The sequence below is a fragment of the Salmonella sp. WC3 genome (assembly GCF_042932255.1).
GTDB classification, from domain to species: Bacteria; Pseudomonadota; Gammaproteobacteria; order Enterobacterales; family Enterobacteriaceae; genus Salmonella; species Salmonella enterica.
Genome location: NZ_CP170629.1, coordinates 352,777 through 368,953 on the forward strand (window position 1 = coordinate 352,777; position 16,177 = coordinate 368,953).

Sequence of the window (16,177 nt, forward strand, 5' to 3'; positions counted from 1 at the left end):
GACTAAATGGAAGATGTTAAATTATATGTGGAACGGGTAGGCGTAGACCCGGCCAGCGGCGCTGATATTCGTATTGCACGGCGTGAATCCACTTCGTGGCATAAAGATATTGTTGCTGAGCTGATTAATCAGGTCCTCCGGTGTGGCGCAGCATTAATCATCGTCGCTGTGCTGACCGCCTGCGATGATCGCCAGGTAAGCTATTTTCCTGATTATGCCGCTATACCCGAGCAATCCGGTATCTGGACCTGGCTACCTGTGTTCTTTCCATCTTCCGCCAGTGAAATAGAAATGACGTTTAACCTGGACAGCAATCTTTTTTATGCTGACTTTAGCGTGGCCGACGGTGATAAACGCGCGCATTTTGAAAGCGTGCTGGGGGAGGAGAGCGTGGTTCATTATGCCAACAGTTCTCATAAAAGCTGGTGTAAAACGGGGAAAACTCTCTGGAATAGCGAAGCGCGGGCAAAACCCTTCTTTATTACCCAAATAAGTGTCGATCGCTACCGTATCACTAATCATATGCCCGTCTGTACAAAACCCGGCGAGTGAATGCGGTATGTGGCGAAAAGGGCGGTATAAACCGCCCCGGATTTTATTACGACGCCAGTGAAAGTTGGTGTTTCTCAACATACGCCGCCAGCCACTGGGTGATGCGGGACTGCTGCTCGGCGGTCAGCCACATGCCTTCTTTGGTGCGACGCCAGATAGCGTCTTCAGTACGGCGCACCCATTCGTGATCCACCAGGTACTTGAGTTCCGCTTCGTAAAACTCATGACCGAAATCTTCGCCTAAATCAAGCAGCGACGTGGCTTCGCCGAGAATCCACTCCGTGTTGCTGCCGTAAGTGCGCGAATAGTGGCGCGCCAGCGATTCCGTCAGGAACGGATAACGACGACGCAGCTTCGCCGCGTAATCTTCGCGGCTGCCGTCGATGTCGCCGCCGGGCAGTACGCACGTTTTGGTCCATGCCGGCCCGATGCCTGGATAATAAGACGCCAGTTTTTCCATCGCATGTTCGGCCAGCTTACGGTAGGTCGTGAGCTTACCGCCAAACACGGAAAGCAGCGGCGCTTTGCCGTTTTCATCATGAATATCAAGGGTATAATCGCGAGTGATCGCCTGCGGTGAGTCGGACTCATCATCGCACAGCGGACGGACGCCGGAGTACGTCCAGACGATGTCATCGCGCCCCAGTTGTTTCTGGAAGTGCGCGTTATAAACCTTCAACAGGTAATTAATTTCGCTCTCTTCAATTTTTACCGCTTTCGGATCGCCTTTATATTCGACATCGGTCGTGCCAATGATCGAAAACTCTTCCATCCACGGAATGACAAAGACGATACGCTTATCTTCGTTTTGCAGAATATACGCCTGCTTCTGATTATGGACGCGTGGCACGACGATATGGCTGCCTTTGATCAGGCGGATGCCATACGGCGACGGCAGGTGCATCCCTTCGTCGAAGAACTGTTTGACCCACGGTCCGGTGGCGTTAACCAGTCCGCGCGCCTGCCAGACATATTTTTTACCGGTGTCGATATCTTCCGCTTCGACAATCCACAGGCCATTTTCCCGACGAGCGGCGGTTGCGCGAGTACGGGTAAGGACTTCGCCGCCTTTACGCACCACCATCTGTGCGTTAGCCAGCACCAGACGCGCATCGTCTACCCAGCAGTCGGAATATTCGAATCCGCGCACGATTTCCGGTTTGAGCACCGAATCTGCGCCAAACCGCACACCGGTGGAACCGGGTAAACTGGTACGTTTGCCGAGGTGATCGTACATAAACAGACCGATACGGATCATCCAGGCCGGACGTAAATGCGGGCGGTGCGGCAGACGAAAACGCATCGGGAAGGCGATGTGCGGCGCCATTTTCAACAGCACTTCACGTTCTGCCAGCGCTTCGCTGACCAGACGGAACTCGTAGTGCTCAAGGTAGCGTAAGCCGCCGTGGATAAGTTTCGAACTGGCGGAAGAGGTTGCGCAGGCCAAATCCTGCGCTTCCAGCATGAGTACGGACAAACCGCGTCCGGCGGCATCAGCCGCGATGCCTGCACCGTTAATGCCCCCGCCTATCACGATCAGATCTTTGGTTTCCATGCTGCCCTCTTGCACTTTCGTTAAAGTTCAAAAATGTTCGTTATCGAACATAATAGCAAAGAAACGCGCTATTGGTAACATCGAAAAAACATTTTAGAGTGATATGTATAACATTATGGCGCTAAGCTACTCCGTCAACGTACACTGGGCGATAAAATGCCTTAATTGGCTTCACCGGCAATAATGAAAGAGCGATTCATGGAACAATTTGAATGTATCACTGTAGAAGAGGCGTATCAGAAACTGCACCAGGGCGCGGCGGTGCTGGTCGATATTCGCGATCCGCAAAGTTATGCCATGGGTCATGCGCCGCAGGCGTTTCACTTGACTAACGATACGCTGGGCGCGTTTATGCGTGAGCATGGTTTCGATACCGCCGTGATGGTAATGTGCTATCACGGCAACAGTAGTAAAGGCGCCGCGCAGTATCTGCTCCAGCAAGGCTATGATGCGGTTTACAGCATTGACGGCGGGTTTGAGGCCTGGCATCGCCGTTTCCCTGCCGATGTCGCGAATGGCGCGTAATCCCATAAAGATGCAGCCTCCGACGAGAAGGGTATATATACTGTCTTCTTTTGTATGGACTAAGCGACAGCAATAATGTTGATGATTACTTCCTTTGCGAATCCTCGCGTGGCGCAGGCATTTGTTGATTACATGGCCACCCAGGGCGTCATTCTTACTATTCAGCAACATAATCAAAGCGATATCTGGTTGGCAGATGAATCGCAGGCCGAACGTGTGCGGGGCGAGCTGGCGCGGTTTATAGAAAATCCCGGCGATCCGCGTTATCTGGCGGCTAGCTGGCAGTCCGGGCAGACTAACAGCGGGCTACGCTATCGCCGTTTTCCCTTTCTCGCCACGCTGCGTGAACGAGCCGGCCCTGTTACCTGGATCGTGATGCTCGCCTGCGTGCTGGTCTATATCGCGATGAGTCTCATCGGCGATCAGACGGTGATGGTGTGGCTGGCGTGGCCGTTCGATCCGGTTTTAAAATTTGAAGTCTGGCGCTACTTCACCCATATCTTTATGCACTTCTCACTGATGCATATTCTTTTTAACCTGCTGTGGTGGTGGTATCTCGGCGGGGCGGTAGAGAAGCGCCTGGGCAGCGGTAAATTAATCGTCATTACGGTGATAAGCGCGCTGCTAAGCGGCTATGTACAGCAGAAATTTAGCGGCCCGTGGTTTGGCGGGCTGTCTGGCGTCGTCTATGCGCTGATGGGCTACGTGTGGCTGCGTGGAGAGCGCGATCCGCAAAGCGGAATTTACCTCCAGCGCGGCTTAATTATTTTTGCATTATTGTGGATAGTCGCTGGTTGGTTTGACTGGTTTGGCATGTCTATGGCGAACGGCGCGCACATCGCCGGGCTTATCGTCGGTTTAGCGATGGCCTTTGTTGATACGCTGAATGCGCGAAAACGAACGTGAGGCGTATCCGGCCTGTGGTCGAGATATTTTTCCAGGCCGGGTAGGGCGAATGCCGCTATCCGGCGCAAGGTTGGTTACTTTCAGAGATTATTCATGAAACAAACACAACGGCATGACGCGATCATTGAACTGGTGAAAAAACAGGGGTACGTCAGTACGGAAGAGCTGGTGGAGCATTTTTCTGTCAGCCCGCAAACCATTCGTCGGGATCTTAACGATCTGGCGGAACAGAATATGATTTTGCGCCACCACGGCGGCGCGGCGTTGCCCTCCAGCTCGGTGAACACGCCGTGGCACGATCGTAAGGCGACGCAAACGGAAGAAAAAGAGCGCATCGCTCGCAAAGTCGCGGCCCAGATCCCCAATGGTTCAACGCTGTTTATTGATATCGGCACGACGCCGGAAGCCGTAGCGCACGCCTTGTTAGGGCACAGTAATTTGCGGATCGTGACCAACAATTTAAACGTAGCGAACACGCTAATGGCGAAAGAGGATTTTCGTATTATCCTCGCCGGCGGCGAACTCCGCAGCCGCGACGGCGGCATTATTGGCGAAGCGACGCAGGACTTTATCGCCCAGTTCCGTCTCGATTTCGGCATTCTCGGTATTAGCGGTATTGATAGCGACGGCTCGTTGCTGGAATTTGACTACCATGAGGTACGCACCAAGCGCGCGATTATCGAAAATTCGCGCCACGTGATGCTGGTGGTGGATCACTCTAAATTTGGCCGTAACGCGATGGTAAACATGGGCAGCATTAGTATGGTCGATGCGGTCTACACCGATACCCTGCCGCCGCCGGGTGTGATGCAGGTGTTGACGGAGAACCATATTCAACTGGAGCTGTGTTAAAGAGACTGTCTTATCAGGCCTACACTCTGCGCGTGATCGTAGGCCTGATAAGCTCATCAGGCATTAATTTAAACCCCATACCCCATCATCTTCAGCAACTGCTGCGCGTGCTGTACCGCGTCCTGACGGTGCGCGACGCCGAGTTTCTGGTAGAGGTTGCGGATATGCGTCTTAATGGTGGTCGCGGCCACCGCCAGTTCGCCGGCAATCTGTTCGTTGCTGTAACCGGAATAGATAAGCCCTAACACCTGCCATTCACGCTGGGTGAGCGGGCTGGTGCGAATAAGCTCCGGGACATCCGGATGGTTAAGCAGGCGCTCGACGAAGCCTTCGTCAAAATGGGCGAATTTATGCCGGTGATGTTGGTTAATCTCTCGCAGGATGCGCTGCGCGCGATGCTGCTCCATCTCCGGCAGCGTATTAAGCTGGATAAGCTGACGCAATTGTTGCGCCATGGCTTCGCCTTCAATCACAAAATGGCTGATAAATCCGGTGCGGTTGGCGAGCTGTAAGGCATCAAGCAATACGCGCTGGGCGTCGTTTTTCCGCCCGGATTGCCAGTAAAGCTGATTGAGTAACAGCAGATTGCGGTTTAAATCGCTCATTAAGCGCAGGCTACGGGCATTCTCATTTAACTCTTCCAGCACGATTTCCGCAGGCTCGAATTCGCCCAGCAGGATCTGCGCGCGGGCGATATTCCGCCATTGTCCTTGCAGAAAATGGTTATTGGCAAACGCCGGTTTGGGCGTATGACGTAACCAGTTGGCGGCGGATTTCTTGTCGCCGGTTAACTGCCAGTAAATGACACGCACTTTATCGGCGTTAGAGATCCAGTCGCAGTGATAACGACCATTGCCTAATAAATTTTCCAGTCGGTTAAGCTGACTACGGGCATTATCCAGATCGCCGCGCGCCAGCGAGCACTGCACCAGTAACGTCAGGCACTGCAACTGTTGTTGCGGCTGGAAGGTGGACAGCACAGCGATACCGCTGCGCGCCGAGGCCTCCGCTTCGTCAAGGCGCGCCCACGCCCACAGCAATTGCGCGCGGATACGTACCAGAAACTCATGCATCGGCAGTTGTTCCAGATGTTGCTCTTTGATCAACTGGAAGGCTCTCTCCTGCGTTTCCCATGCGGCCTGCAGGAATCCCTGGGCGAACTGAATTTCGCTTTGTTGAATTAAGCTCCACAGCGCGTAATGCCAGACGTCATGATGGCGCGCCATTTGTTCGGTTTGCTGCATCAGCGATAAAGACTGGCTGAGATCGCCTTTACAGTGCAGCACTTCGCCGTGAACGGAGGTCGCGACAATACGGCTATAAAACCAGGCGAGAGGAAGCTCATCCAGCGCCAGTTTCGCCAGCCGCTCTGCCTCTTCCGGATTGCCGTCGTTGATGGCGACCTGGGCGCGCAGCGCGTTAAATTCAGCATGCAGTGTGCCGTCCATGACCCCTTTGATCTCTTGCTCGGCGCGCGCCAGCAGCGTATTCACTTCGCTGTAGCGGTGTTGGCTTTGCATCAGCCAGGCCTGTAACAACACCAGCCGCGGATTTTCCAGCAGGCTTTCCCACGGCAGCGCTTTTAATGACTCTTCCAGCAGCGCCAGTTCACTGTGATTAAACAGCCCCCACGCATGGTTAAGCAGGATATCGCGCAGCATTTGCGCGTCACCCGCCGCCAGCGCATGATGTATAGCTTCGCTGGGAAAACCTTGTTCCATCCAGCTTTCCGCGGCCGCGCGGTGGATCTCCGGCAGTTCCGCCGCCAGTTCCCACTGGCAACGCTGGCGCAGAAAGCTACCAAACAACGGGTGATAGCTGAACCATTCGCCCGTGTCGTCCATGCGTTGCAGGAATAACCCCTGGCGCTCAATCTCCTCCAGCCGCATCTGGCCGTTTTCTTCGCCGGTCACGCGCACGATCAACGCGTCATTCATTGAGCGTAAAATCGCGCTTTTAAGTAAAAAATGTCGGGTGCTGACATCCACGTTATCCAGTACTTCGTCCACCAGATAATCAGAAAGGTGGCTGGCATTAATCCTGGCAAGACGGCGGGCGGAGTGATGCGCAGAGGTATGGTTCTGGCGCGCGGAAAGGGCGATCAACTGTAGCGCAGTGGCCCAACCTGCCACATCGTCGCACATGCGGCTGCTCTCAGCGGCTTCAATGGGCGACGAAAGACGACGGTCAAAAAATTGCTTTGCTTCCTGATGGTTAAAAGCCAACTGCTGGCTGCCGATTTCCAACAGCTGATCGCGCACGCGCAGGTTAGCGATGCCCAGTTGCGGCAAATTACGCGATAACACCACCAGGGTGAAATTTTCCGGCTGATGCCGTAAGAAAAAGCGCATCGCGTCGTGAATCACCGGATTGGTAATCAAATGGTAGTCGTCAATCACCAGATAAAGCGGGCGATGCCACTGCGCCAGTTCAATAAAGAGCTGCGCGAAGAGGGACGTCAGGCTGGCGTACTGACGTTTTTGCGCCATCGCTTCGCTGGTAGAGCAGTGTCCGCCGGTGGCCTGTTGGATAGCGGCAATTAAGTAACTGGCGAATCGCTCTTGCTGGTTATCGCCTTCGTCGAGAGAGTACCAGCCTAATTCATTTTTGCCCGCCGCCCACTGTGAGACAAGCGTGGTTTTCCCATAGCCAGCAGGACTGGTTACCAGGGCGAGCCTGAAATTGTTCGCGCCGGAAAGTTTAGCCAATAGCCGCTCACGAACCACGGTATGGTCGAGACGAACCGGACGACTTAATTTAGACGGAATCAACATAGCAATCACTTCACTGTGGAAAATGGGGGGAACTGCGATTTTTTTTGCGCTTCGTAATTAATAGATATAAGGTCGGCCAGAAAGCATTTTAATGCAAGCTAAGCAGACTTTTTATGTGTCTGAATTTGCACTCTGTCACAATTCTAAATAACGGTATTAAAAAAGTATTCGGCGCGGTTGAAACGAGCGTCAGAGCTGGGCTGAGGTCATATTTCCGTTATTGTAAATAATGTCCTGGACAGGATGCGGATTTAACACAATGGCGATACCAGGCGTTTAATTAATTATGTTAAGTTAGTGAACCTCCCGCTGCTGAATATTTCAGGTAAGAAACTATTTCGGCGTTCATATAATCTTCGAAAATATCCCTTCGCGATTTACTGTTATTTCTGTTTATTCATTTGATTATGCGTAACACTGGGTGTCGTTGACAGGAATCGGCGCGTTTATACAGGGGTAAGTGGCGGCGATCACACTTTTATGCTCATCCCCGCTCCTCCTCCCTCCCTAATCATTGCCGGGAGGAGGAAGGTCAACATCGAGCCTGGCAAACTAGCGATAACGTTGTTTTATTACCCGAGGACGGATTTCCTATGTCACAGCCAACCTTCAATAAAGATCAATTCCAGGCCGCCCTGACGCGTCAGTGGCAGCGTTTTGGTTTACTGTCGGCGTCCGACATGACGCCTCGTCAGTGGTGGCAGGCCGTTAGCGGCGCACTGGCGGAATTACTGAGCGCGCAACCGGTAGTGCAGCCGACGAAAGGCCAGCGTCATGTGAACTACATTTCGATGGAATTTTTGATTGGCCGCCTGACGGGAAATAACCTGTTAAATCTGGGGTGGTACCAAGACGTTAGCGATGTGCTGAAAGCGCACGATATTAATCTGACCGATCTGCTGGAAGAGGAAGTCGATCCGGCGCTCGGCAACGGTGGTCTGGGACGTCTGGCCGCCTGCTTCCTCGATTCGATGGCCACCGTCGGGCAGTCCGCTACGGGCTATGGTCTGAACTACCAGTATGGGCTGTTCCGTCAGTCATTTGTTGAGGGCAAGCAGGTGGAAGCGCCGGATGACTGGCATCGCGGCAGCTATCCGTGGTTCCGCCACAACGAGGCGCTGGACGTCCAGGTTGGGATCGGCGGTAAAGTCACCAAAGAAGGGCGCTGGGAGCCCGGTTTTGTGATTACAGGCCAGGCCTGGGATCTGCCGGTGTTAGGCTATCGTAACGGCGTCGCGCAACCGCTGCGTTTGTGGCAGGCGACCCACGCGCATCCGTTTGATCTGACCAAATTCAACGACGGCGCTTTCCTGCGGGCGGAACAGCAGGGTATCGATGCGGAAAAACTGACGAAGGTGCTTTATCCCAACGATAACCACACGGCGGGTAAAAAACTGCGTCTGATGCAGCAATACTTCCAGTGCGCCTGCTCGGTAGCGGATATTCTGCGTCGCCATCATCTGGCCGGACGCAAACTGCATGAGCTGGCGGATTACGAGGTCATTCAGTTGAACGATACTCACCCGACTATTGCCATCCCTGAACTGCTGCGCGTGCTGATTGACGAGCACCAGCTGAGCTGGGATGACGCCTGGGCTATCACCAGCAAAACCTTCGCCTACACCAACCATACCCTGATGCCGGAAGCGCTGGAGTGCTGGGACGAGAGGTTAATCAAAGCGCTGTTGCCGCGTCATATGCAGATTATCAAGCAGATTAACGATCGCTTTAAGACGCTGGTCGATAACACCTGGCCTGGCGATAAGCAGGTATGGGCAAAACTGGCGGTGGTGCATGACCGTCAGGTACGCATGGCCAATATGTGCGTGGTCAGCGGCTTTGCGGTCAACGGTGTGGCGGCGCTGCACTCCGATCTGGTGGTGAAAGATCTGTTCCCGGAATATCACCAGCTTTGGCCGAACAAATTCCACAATGTCACCAACGGCATTACGCCGCGTCGCTGGATCAAACAGTGCAATCCGCAGCTTGCGGCGTTGCTGGATAAAACGCTGAAAAAAGAGTGGGCTAACGATCTCGACCAGTTGATCAACCTCGAAAAATACGCTGACGATGCGAAGTTCCGTCAGCAGTATCGCGACATCAAACGGGCGAACAAAGAACGGCTGGTGAAATTTATCCAGGCCCGTACCGGGATTGAGATTTCGAGCCATGCGATTTTTGATATTCAGATCAAACGTCTGCACGAGTACAAGCGTCAGCATCTGAATCTGTTGCATATTCTGGCGCTGTACAAAGAGATCCGCGAAAACCCGCAGGCTGACCGCGTACCGCGCGTATTCCTGTTTGGCGCGAAGGCGGCGCCGGGCTATTACCTGGCGAAGAACATCATTTTTGCTATCAATAAGGTTGCGGAGGCCATTAATAACGACCCGGCGGTGGGTGATAAGCTGAAGGTGGTTTTCCTGCCGGATTACTGCGTCTCGGCGGCGGAAATGCTCATTCCGGCGGCGGATATTTCCGAGCAAATTTCTACTGCCGGGAAAGAGGCGTCCGGCACCGGCAACATGAAACTGGCACTGAACGGGGCGTTGACTGTGGGAACGCTGGACGGCGCTAACGTTGAAATCGCTGAGAAGGTGGGTGAAGAGAATATCTTTATCTTTGGCCATACTGTGGAAGAGGTCAAGGCGCTCAAAGCCAAAGGCTACGATCCGGTGAAATGGCGTAAAAAAGACAAAGTGCTGGATGCGGTGCTAAAAGAGCTGGAAAGCGGTCAATACAGCGATGGCGATAAACATGCCTTTGACCAGATGCTGCATAGCCTCGGCAAACAGGGGGGCGATCCGTACCTGGTCATGGCGGACTTCGCCGCTTATGTCGAGGCGCAAAAGCAGGTGGATGCGCTGTATCGTGACCAGGAAGCGTGGACGCGCGCCGCGATCCTCAATACCGCGCGCTGCGGTATGTTCAGTTCCGATCGCTCTATTCGCGATTATCAGGCCCGTATCTGGCAGGCAAAACGCTAAGGGAGCGCGATGGAAAATAAACGTCTCGATAGTGCCGCGCTGGCGGCGGGGATCAGTCCCAGTTACATCAATGCTCATGGCAAACCGCAGTCTATTGGCGCTGAAACCAAGAGACGTTTGCTGGCGGCGATGCACGGCACGACAACAGGACCACAGGCGGTCGTGCCGAATGTGAAGGTTTATACCGCGGGTAAAAAAATGGCGTTGCCGGTAGAGGGGCGCGGTGAGTTTTCCTGGCTGCTGACTACGGAAGAGGGCGAGCATTACAAAGGGCGCGTGACGGGCGGTAAAAAACTTAACCTGCCGGCTACGTTGCCGGAGGGCTACCACACCCTGACGTTGACCCAGGATGAACAGCGTACGCACTGCCGTATTATCGTCGCCCCGCCGCGATGCTATGAGCCGCAGGCGCTGCTGGAAGGGAAAAAACTGTGGGGGGCCTGCGTCCAGCTTTATACTCTGCGTTCAGAAAAAAACTGGGGTATTGGCGATTTCGGCGATTTGAAGTCGATGCTGGTCGACGTGGCGACACGCGGCGGCGCGTTTATCGGCCTGAATCCGATCCACGCGCTTTATCCGGCGAATCCGGAGAGCGCCAGTCCCTACTGCCCCTCGTCTCGTCGCTGGCTGAACGTGATATATATCGACGTCAACGCCGTCGAAGATTTCCGCCTGAGCGAAGAGGCGCAGGCATGGTGGCAAATGCCCGCCACACAGCAAAAGCTGCGACAGGCGCGCGATGCGCAATGGGTGGATTACGCTACCGTTACCGCGCTGAAAATCACGGCGCTGCGGATGGCGTGGACGCGGTTTGCCGCTCGCGACGATGCGCAAATGGCGGAGTTTCGTCACTTTATCGCCCGCGAAGGCGAGAGCCTTTACTGGCAGGCGGCATTCGACGCGCTGCATGCGTATCAGGTAAAAGAGGATGAGCAGCGCTGGGGCTGGCCAGCCTGGCCGGAGGCGTACCAGTCGGTAGAGTCTCCCGCGGTAAAACAATTCTGTGAAGCGCACCGCGAAGAGGTGGAGTTTTACCTCTGGCTTCAGTGGCTGGCCTGGCGCCAATTCGCCGCCTGCTGGGATACCTGCCAGAGTTTTAAACTACCGATTGGTCTGTACCGCGATCTGGCGGTTGGCGTAGCGGAAGGCGGCGCGGAAACCTGGTGCGACCGGGAGCTGTACTGCCTGAAAGCATCTGTCGGCGCGCCGCCGGATATCCTCGGCCCGCTCGGTCAGAACTGGGGGTTGCCGCCAATGGACCCGCATATCATTGTCGCCCGGGCGTATGAGCCCTTTATCTACCTGCTGCGCGCCAATATGCAAAACTGCGGCGCGTTGCGCATTGACCATGTCATGTCGTTGCTGCGTCTGTGGTGGATACCGTATGGCGAAACAGCGGATCAGGGGGCTTACGTCCATTATCCGGTAGATGATTTGCTTTCTATTCTGGCGCTGGAGAGCCAACGTCACCGTTGTATGGTGATAGGCGAAGATCTGGGGACGGTGCCAGTTGAGATTGTCGGCAAGCTGCGCGATAGCGGGGTCTATTCTTATAAAGTGCTGTGGTTTGAAAATGACCTTGAGAAAAACTTCCGCGCGCCAGGCGCGTATCCGCAACAATCGATGGCTGTCGCCTCGACGCACGATCTCCCCACGCTGCGCGGCTATTGGGAATGCGGTGACCTGACGTTGGGTAAAGCTCTGGGGCTTTATCCGGATGAAGTGATTCTGCGCGGGCTGTATGAGGATCGCGAGCGGGCGAAACAGGGGCTATTGGACGCGCTGCATAAATATGGCTGTCTGCCAAAACGCGCCGGGCATAAGGCATCGTTAATGTCGATGACGCCAACGCTAAATCGCGGACTTCAGCGCTATATCGCCGACAGTAACAGCGGTCTATTGGGGCTTCAGCCGGAGGACTGGCTGGATATGGCCGATCCGGTTAACGTACCGGGCACCAGCGATCAGTATAAAAACTGGCGGCGGAAGCTCACCGCCACGCTGGAGCAGATGTTTGCCGATGAGGGCGTAAACAAGCTGATTAAGGATTTGGATAAGCGCCGAAAAGCGGCCGCGAAGAAGAAGTAATAAAGCCGGGGATTTCCCCGGCTTTATTATGGTGAGAGCACGTAGGTCTGATAAGCGCAGCGCCATCAGGCAATCCTGGCGCACATTGCTGCCTTATCCGGCCTACAAGCTGTCTCGCTTAAACCACCATACCCAACAGCAGACAGCCGATCAGGCCGCAGACGGAGATGATCGTTTCCAGCATCGACCAGGATTTAATGGTCTCGCCGATAGTCAAATTGAAATACTCTTTGAACAGCCAGAAGCCCGGGTCGTTGACGTGAGAGAAAATCACGCTCCCGGAACCGACTGCGATAACCATCAGTTCAGGGCTAACGCCGGTAGTGGCGATCAGCGGCGCCGCAATGCCGCCTGCGGTAATCGCCGCGACAGTCGCGGAGCCCAGCGCGATACGCAGCACCGCCGCGATAGACCACGCCATTAACAGCGGAGAGACATTGGTTTCATGCATCATTGAAGCGATGTATTTATCCACGCCGCTATCGACCAGCACCTGCTTGAACGCGCCGCCGCCGCCGATGATCAGCAGCATCATGGCGATAATTTTGATGGAAGAGACCAGCGTATCGTTAATCTGATCCATTGAACGCCCGCGGTTCAGGCCAAAGGTGAACATCGCAATCAGTACGGCAATTAACGTAGCCATTACCGGGTCGCCCAGGAACTCGGCAACGGGCAGGAAAGCGTGGCCTTTTGGCAGAATCATCTCGGCAATCGCACGCATCGCCATCAGAATAACCGGAACCAGCGACGTCCAGACGCTGACGCCAAAGCCCGGCATCTCTTCTTCCGTAAAAGTTTTCGCGCTGTACAGGCCTTCCGGGATCGGCTTATCGATACCTTTCAGGAAACGGGCGTAAACCGGTCCGGCAAGGATCACGGTCGGGATTGCCAGAATCGTACCAAACAGCAGCGTCTTACCCATATCGGCATGGAAAATCGTGGCGATTGCGGTTGGGCCCGGGTGCGGCGGCAGGAGGCCGTGTGTGACGGAAAGCGCCGCGGCCATCGGCACGCCGACGTACAGTAACGGGATATTCGCTGCTGCGGCAATGGTGAATACCAGCGGCAGCATCAGAACGAAGCCCACTTCATAGAACAGAGCGAAGCCGACGGTAAAGCCGGTTAACACTACGGCCCACTGAATATGCTTTTTACCAAATTTCGCGATCAGGGTAGTGGCGATACGTTGAGCGCCGCCGCAGTCGGCAAGCATTTTGCCCAGCATGGCGCCGAACCCCATAATCAGGGCCAGACTGCCAAGCGTACCGCCGACACCGGCTTTGATGGAGCCGATGACTTTATCCAGCGGCATTCCCTGCATCAACCCGACAGCGAGCGCTACCAGGACAAGGGCGATAAATCCGTTCATTTTGAAGCGGATCATCAGAAGAAGTAACAAGATAACACCGATAGCAACGATGACTAATGGCATGATTTACCTGGCCTTTACTTTGTTATGGGTAACGTCATTGTTTCGACGACAAATTCCTGTTGTTCCCGACGGGAACAGAGTCGCAATAGCACCAATACTGATTACCGTTGAAACGAATGAGCGTAGTCAGATGTTATATGGATGTTAGGTGCCCATAAGAATGATACGGGTAACATTTGGGTGTTGAAAATGACCCTGGCAGGCAAAATTTAAATTATGAGACACAGGTCATGTTATCGGCGAAAGAAGAAGGACCATCGTTCTGAGATGTGGCTGATAGCGCCGGATGGCGGCGTATACGCCTTATTCGGCCTACGGTGGGGCAGACAAGGCCCGACAGGCGCAAGGGCCATCGGGCATGGATGCGGGGAAAATCTTAGTAGTAGGAGTGCTCGCCGCGCTGGTGTTCGGTCAGATCGCGAACCCCTTTCAGTTCCGGGAATTCATTCAGCAACTGTTTCTCGATCCCTTCTTTCAGCGTGACGTCAACCATCGAGCAACCGTTACAACCGCCGCCAAACTGCAGAATTGCATAGCCTTCATCGGTAATTTCCATCAGCGAGACGCGACCGCCGTGGCCCGCCAACTGCGGGTTAATCTGCGATTGCAGAGCATATTCCACGCGCTCCATCAGCGGCGCGTCATCGGCCACTTTGCGCATCTTCGCGTTTGGCGCTTTCAATGTAAGTTGAGAACCTAGCTGGTCGGTCACGAAATCAATTTCCGCGTCTTCCAGATAGGGCGCGCTCAGTTCATCGACATAAACGGTCAACAGGTCAAATTTCAGTGCAGTATCGGTGGCTTCTACGGCGTCGGGCGGACAATAAGAAACACCGCACTCTGCGTTAGGAGTGCCGGGATTAATGACAAATACGCGGATTTGCGTCCCTTCTTCCTGATTTGCCAGCAGTTTGGCAAAGTGCGCTTGTGCAGCATCGGAAATACGGATCATAGTAATGGCCTAATAGTTGACTATTTTAGTTGGTTATAATACGCCCATCATCGAGGCTCTACAAGGTTCGACACAGGCACCATACCTGGACAGTCGCTGCGCCGTTGCGCAAAAGCAGTTGCGCGATTTCCGCGACGGTACTTCCGGTAGTGACGACATCATCCACAATAACCATATGGAGACCCTGTACCGGCAATTCAAGGCGAAACGCGTTTTTCAAATTGCGCTTACGTAACCTGGCGCTGAGATGATGTTGTGTTGCGGTCGCCCGTACCCGCGTGATGGTCTGGCTGTCCCACGCGCAGCCCAGCCAGTGCGCTAACGGTTGGCATAACAGATCGCTTTGGTTAAACCCCCGCCGCCAGTGTCGGCGCGACCAGAGCGGAACGCTGACGATTCTGTCGGGAAGCTGCAAGCCAGTGCTGCGGCGCGCCATGAGGACTTCCTGCAACAGTAGACGCGCCAGAGCGGCGGCAATTTCGCTGCGGCGGGTAAATTTAAGCTGATGCACCAGTAAACTCAAGGGCGGCGTATAGTCACTGACGCTCACCAGACGCTGCCAGGGCGGCGGTTTTTGCAGGCAGCGACCGCAGGGGAGCGAAGGATGCGCGGCAGGTAATCCGCATTGCGGACACAGGCTGACGCGCTGACGAACGGCGCGCGCGCATACGGAACAAATTCCCCAGTGGCTTAACGCCAGCGGCATTCGGCATAGCCAGCATAATCCCGGTACTGTTAGCATAGGTGCATCCTTGTTAGACAAAAGAGAACAGTAACTGATGAATGACATCTGGTGGCAGACCTACGGCGAGGGAAATTGTCATCTTGTGCTGCTGCACGGATGGGGATTGAACGCGGAGGTGTGGCATTGCATTCGCGAGGAACTCGGCTCGCATTTTACGCTGCATCTGGTCGACTTGCCGGGCTATGGCCGTAGTTCGGGGTTTGGCGCCATGACGCTTGAAGAGATGACGGCGCAGGTAGCGAAAAACGCGCCGGACCAGGCTATCTGGCTTGGCTGGAGCCTGGGCGGCCTGGTGGCGAGTCAGATGGCGCTCACCCACCCTGAACGCGTTCAGGCGCTGGTGACAGTCGCCTCTTCGCCATGCTTTAGCGCGCGTGAGGGGTGGCCGGGAATAAAACCGGAAATCCTCGGTGGATTCCAGCAGCAGCTTAGCGACGATTTTCAGCGCACGGTGGAGCGTTTTCTGGCGCTGCAAACGTTAGGGACGGAGACGGCGCGTCAGGATGCCCGCACCTTAAAAAGCGTGGTGCTGGCGCAGCCTATGCCGGATGTAGAGGTGCTCAATGGCGGACTGGAAATCTTAAAAACGGTCGATCTACGAGAAGCGCTTAAAAATGTGAACATGCCGTTTTTGCGTTTGTATGGTTATCTGGACGGTCTGGTGCCGCGTAAAATCGTGCCTTTGCTCGATACGTTATGGCCGCACAGTACATCACAGATAATGGCGAAGGCGGCCCATGCGCCGTTTATCTCGCATCCGGCGGCGTTTTGTCAGGCGCTGATGACGCTAAAATCATCGCTGTAAC

At 54.6% G+C, this 16,177-nt stretch carries 12 protein-coding genes; 7 read left to right on the forward strand and 5 right to left on the reverse strand.

The window, feature by feature from the left end; all coding sequences use genetic code 11:
- Positions 1-6 precede the first annotated feature (6 nt).
- The gene (locus tag ACFK9X_RS01610) at positions 7-552 is read left to right on the forward strand and encodes a hypothetical protein (protein ID WP_151115348.1); all 546 of its coding nucleotides are present in this window, start codon (positions 7-9) and stop codon (positions 550-552) included.
- Between the two features lie 46 nt (positions 553-598).
- Here ACFK9X_RS01610 and glpD read toward each other — a convergent pair whose 3' ends face one another.
- Complete coding sequence (gene glpD, locus ACFK9X_RS01615) at positions 599-2,107, reverse strand: glycerol-3-phosphate dehydrogenase (protein ID WP_000448178.1); 1,509 nt, start codon at positions 2,105-2,107, stop codon at positions 599-601.
- Between the two features lie 198 nt (positions 2,108-2,305).
- Between glpD and glpE the strand changes: the two genes are divergently transcribed.
- The 3 genes from glpE (at position 2,306) to ACFK9X_RS01630 (ending at position 4,390) form a co-directional block, all read left to right on the forward strand.
- The gene (glpE, locus tag ACFK9X_RS01620; RefSeq protein ID WP_000434523.1) at positions 2,306-2,632 is read left to right on the forward strand and encodes a thiosulfate sulfurtransferase GlpE; all 327 of its coding nucleotides are present in this window, start codon (positions 2,306-2,308) and stop codon (positions 2,630-2,632) included.
- A gap of 75 nt (positions 2,633-2,707) precedes the next feature.
- Positions 2,708-3,538, forward strand: coding sequence for a rhomboid family intramembrane serine protease GlpG (gene glpG / locus ACFK9X_RS01625; protein ID WP_000928699.1), 831 nt, complete (start codon positions 2,708-2,710; stop codon positions 3,536-3,538).
- Between the two features lie 93 nt (positions 3,539-3,631).
- The gene (locus tag ACFK9X_RS01630; protein WP_000815085.1) at positions 3,632-4,390 is read left to right on the forward strand and encodes a DeoR/GlpR family transcriptional regulator; all 759 of its coding nucleotides are present in this window, start codon (positions 3,632-3,634) and stop codon (positions 4,388-4,390) included.
- 68 nt (positions 4,391-4,458) lie between these two features.
- Here ACFK9X_RS01630 and malT read toward each other — a convergent pair whose 3' ends face one another.
- Positions 4,459-7,164 carry an HTH-type transcriptional regulator MalT gene (malT, locus tag ACFK9X_RS01635; protein WP_151115350.1) on the reverse strand — a complete coding sequence of 902 codons (2,706 nt, stop codon included), beginning with the start codon at positions 7,162-7,164 and terminating at the stop codon, positions 4,459-4,461.
- Positions 7,165-7,757: 593 nt separating this feature from the next.
- Here malT and malP point away from each other — a divergent pair.
- A complete protein-coding gene (gene malP / locus ACFK9X_RS01640; RefSeq protein ID WP_151115352.1) occupies positions 7,758-10,151 on the forward strand; it encodes a maltodextrin phosphorylase in 2,394 nt (797 codons plus the stop codon).
- Between the two features lie 9 nt (positions 10,152-10,160).
- Positions 10,161-12,239, forward strand: a complete 2,079-nt coding sequence (gene malQ / locus ACFK9X_RS01645) for a 4-alpha-glucanotransferase (RefSeq protein ID WP_151115354.1) — start codon at positions 10,161-10,163, stop codon at positions 12,237-12,239.
- 118 nt (positions 12,240-12,357) lie between these two features.
- On the opposite strand, the gene gntT is transcribed toward malQ, so the two are convergent.
- From gntT to gntX, 3 genes are all read right to left on the reverse strand, one after another.
- Entirely contained in the window at positions 12,358-13,674 is a 1,317-nt protein-coding gene (gene gntT / locus ACFK9X_RS01650) for a gluconate transporter (protein ID WP_151115356.1), read from the reverse strand.
- 376 nt (positions 13,675-14,050) lie between these two features.
- Positions 14,051-14,626 carry a Fe-S biogenesis protein NfuA gene (nfuA, locus tag ACFK9X_RS01655; protein ID WP_151115358.1) on the reverse strand — a complete coding sequence of 192 codons (576 nt, stop codon included), beginning with the start codon at positions 14,624-14,626 and terminating at the stop codon, positions 14,051-14,053.
- Between the two features lie 58 nt (positions 14,627-14,684).
- Positions 14,685-15,368: a DNA utilization protein GntX gene (gene gntX, locus ACFK9X_RS01660; protein WP_000958732.1), complete on the reverse strand. Its 684-nt coding sequence runs from the start codon at positions 15,366-15,368 to the stop codon at positions 14,685-14,687.
- Positions 15,369-15,405: 37 nt separating this feature from the next.
- On the opposite strand from gntX, the gene bioH reads away from it, so the two are divergent.
- On the forward strand, positions 15,406-16,176 hold the full coding sequence (gene bioH, locus ACFK9X_RS01665) for a pimeloyl-ACP methyl ester esterase BioH (RefSeq protein ID WP_000998146.1): 771 nt from the start codon (positions 15,406-15,408) through the stop codon (positions 16,174-16,176).
- Position 16,177: the final 1 nt, after the last annotated feature.